Below are 2,674 nucleotides of genomic sequence, written 5' to 3'. Positions count from 1 at the left end.
CCGGCGGCCGCCTGCGCCTGCGCGAGTATCACTCCGGCCAGCTCGGTCGCGAGGCGGAGGCGATCGACATGGCGCGCTTCGGCGCCATCGACATCACCCGCGTGTATTCCGGCGCGCTGAACAACGCCTTCCCGCTGACCCAGGCGCTGTGCCTGCCGTACGTGTTCGACTCGGTGGCGCACCTGCGCCGCGCGATCGACGGCCACGTCGGCGACAGCATCCTGCGCAGCTTCGAACAGCGCGACCTGGTCGGGCTGGCGATCTACGACTCCGGCGCGCGCTGCTTCTACAACACCAAGCATCCGCTGCGGCAGCCCAAGGACCTGCACGGGCTCAAGCTGCGCGTGGCGAACTCGGACATCTTCCTCAAGCTGATGCGCATGCTCGGCGCCAACCCCACGCCGATGTCGCTGGGCGAGACCTTCTCGGCGATGGAAACGCACATGATCGACGGCGCCGAGAACAACATGCGCAGCTTCCAGTCCAGCCGTCACTTCGAGGCTGCGCACTACTGGTCGCAGAGCGATCACTCCTACGCGCCGGACGTGCTGGTGATGTCCCGGCGCAGTTTCGAGACGCTGACGCCGGACCAGCGCGCGCTGGTGCTGGAGACGGCGCGGCAGTCGGTGACGGTGATGCGCCGGCTGTGGGATGCCTCCGAGGCGCAGGCGCGGCAGCAGGTGATCGACTACGGTGTGGCCATCAACGAGGTGGACATGCCGGCCTTCCGCAAGGCCGCCGCGCCGCTGCTGGCCGAGTACCGGCAGCAGCCGGAGATCGAAGCCCTCTACCGCCGCATTCGCGATTTCGCCTGAGTCCATGCCGATGACCGACCACGCCCCCGCCCTCCCGGTGCCGCCGCTGCAGCGGCTGCTGGACCGGATCGCCAACCTCGCCATCGGCACCGCCGCCGCCGCCCTGCTCGGGCTGGTGGTGGTGCAGGGCTGGCAGGTGTTCACCCGCTACGTGCTCAACGACTCGCCGAGCTGGACCGAGCCGGTGACGCTGCTGCTGCTGAGCACGGCGATGAGCCTGGGGGCCGCCGCCGGCGTGCACACCCGCCGCCACTTCGGCTTCTTCTTGCTGGCCGAGACGCTGCACGCCAACCTGCGCCGCGTCATCGACCTGGTGCGCCCGCTGCTGGTGGCCGCCATCGGTGCGGTGATCGCGTGGTGGGGCGCGGTGCTGCTGCTGGACGGGCTGGACATCAAGATGGCCGGCGCGCAGATGCCGCAGAGCATCAACTACCTGCCGCTGTCGATCGGCGGCGCGCTGATGAGCGTGTTCGCGCTGTACCAGGCCTGGCGGGTGCTGCGCCCGGGCACCACCATGGGGAGGAACTGAGCATGGCCATCGCCATCCTGTTGGGATTGTTCGTGGTACTGCTGCTGATCGGCGTGCCGGTGGCATACGCGCTGGGCACGGCCGCGCTGGCCACGCTGCTGTATCTGGACCTGCCGGCGGTGGTGCTGGTGCAGCAGATCTCCGCCGGCAGCGGCTCGGCGTCGCTGATCGCGATCCCGCTGTTCATCTTCGCCGGCGAACTGATGCTGCGCGGCGGCATCTCCGACCGCCTGATCGCGCTGGCGTCCTCACTGGTCGGGCGCATGCGCGGCGGCCTGGGCCAGGTCAGCGTGCTGTCCTCGCTGTTCTTCGGCGGCGTGTCCGGCTCGGCCATCGCCGACGTCTCGGCGGTCGGCGGCACCATGATTCCGCAGATGATCAACCGCGGCTACGACCGCGACTACGCGGTCAACGTCAGCATGACCGCGGCGCTGGTGGCGCTGCTGGTGCCGCCCTCGCACAACCTGATCCTGTTCTCGGCCGCGGCCGGCGGCGGCCTGTCGATCGCCGACCTGTTCGCGGCCGGCATCGTCCCGGCGCTGCTGATGACCGCGGCGATGATGCTCACCGGCTACGCGGTGGCGCGCTCGCGCGGCTACGGCACCGAGGCATTCCCGGGCTGGCGCGCGGTGGCGCTGCGCCTGGTCGGGGCGCTGCCGGGCCTGGGCCTGGTCGCGCTGATCTTCATCGGCATCCGCGCCGGCATCTTCACCGCGGTGGAGAGCGCGGCGATCGCGGTGGTCTATGCGTTGCTGGTCACCGCGCTGCTGTACCGGCAGCTGCGCTGGGCCGAGTTCTTCGGCGCGGTGACGCATGCCGCGCGCACCACCGGGGTGATCCTGTTCGTGATCGCCACCGCGGCGGTGTTCGGATGGCTGCTGGCCTACCTGCAGGTGCCGGCGGCGGCGGTGCACTTCCTGCAGTCCATCGCCCACAGCCAGCACACGGTGCTGCTGATGATCGTGGTGATGCTGCTGCTGCTGGGCATGTTCATGGACCTGGCGCCGAAGATCCTGATCTGCACGCCGATCTTCCTGCCCGTAGCCAAGGCCTACGGCATCGACCCCATCCATTTCGGCCTGGTGATGGTGCTGGCCGGCGGCATCGGCCTGATCACCCCGCCGGTGGGCTCGGTGCTGTTCATCGGTACCTCGATCGGACAGATCACCGTGGCCCAGAGCATGCGCACCATCTGGCCGTTCTGGCTGGCGGCGCTGTGCGTGCTGCTGATCGTGGCGTTCTTCCCGGAGCTGTCGCTGTGGCTGCCGCGCGCGCTGCGCGCCTGAGCCGGCCCGGCGGCGCCGGCTCGCGCCAGGCGGGTGACCGCGGG

At 70.0% G+C, this 2,674-nt stretch carries 3 protein-coding genes; all 3 read left to right on the top strand.

Annotated elements, in window-relative coordinates:
* A partial coding sequence (locus D180_RS09105) for a TRAP transporter substrate-binding protein (protein WP_017912548.1) occupies window positions 1–815 on the top strand: 815 nt, incomplete at its 5' end.
* 10 nt (window positions 816–825) lie between these two features.
* Window positions 826–1,344 (top strand): TRAP transporter small permease, encoded by a 519-nt coding sequence (locus D180_RS09100; RefSeq protein WP_043090705.1) that lies wholly within the window; start codon window positions 826–828, stop codon window positions 1,342–1,344.
* A gap of 2 nt (window positions 1,345–1,346) precedes the next feature.
* Window positions 1,347–2,630 (top strand): TRAP transporter large permease, encoded by a 1,284-nt coding sequence (locus D180_RS09095; RefSeq protein ID WP_017912546.1) that lies wholly within the window; start codon window positions 1,347–1,349, stop codon window positions 2,628–2,630.
* Window positions 2,631–2,674 lie beyond the last annotated feature (44 nt).

Origin of the sequence: Xanthomonas sp. SHU 166 (assembly GCF_000364685.1) — a bacterium.
Classification (GTDB): Bacteria; Pseudomonadota; Gammaproteobacteria; order Xanthomonadales; family Xanthomonadaceae; genus Xanthomonas_A; species Xanthomonas_A sontii.
This window is presented reverse-complemented; position numbering and strand designations above follow the sequence as displayed.

What these genes read in the sequence shown, in the direction of transcription:
- D180_RS09095 (WP_017912546.1), top strand. Translation starts at nt 1,347, where the DNA reads ATGGCCATCGCCATCCTGTTGGGATTGTTCGTGGTACTGCTGCTGATC.
- D180_RS09100 (WP_043090705.1), top strand. Translation starts at nt 826, where the DNA reads ATGACCGACCACGCCCCCGCCCTCCCGGTGCCGCCGCTGCAGCGGCTG.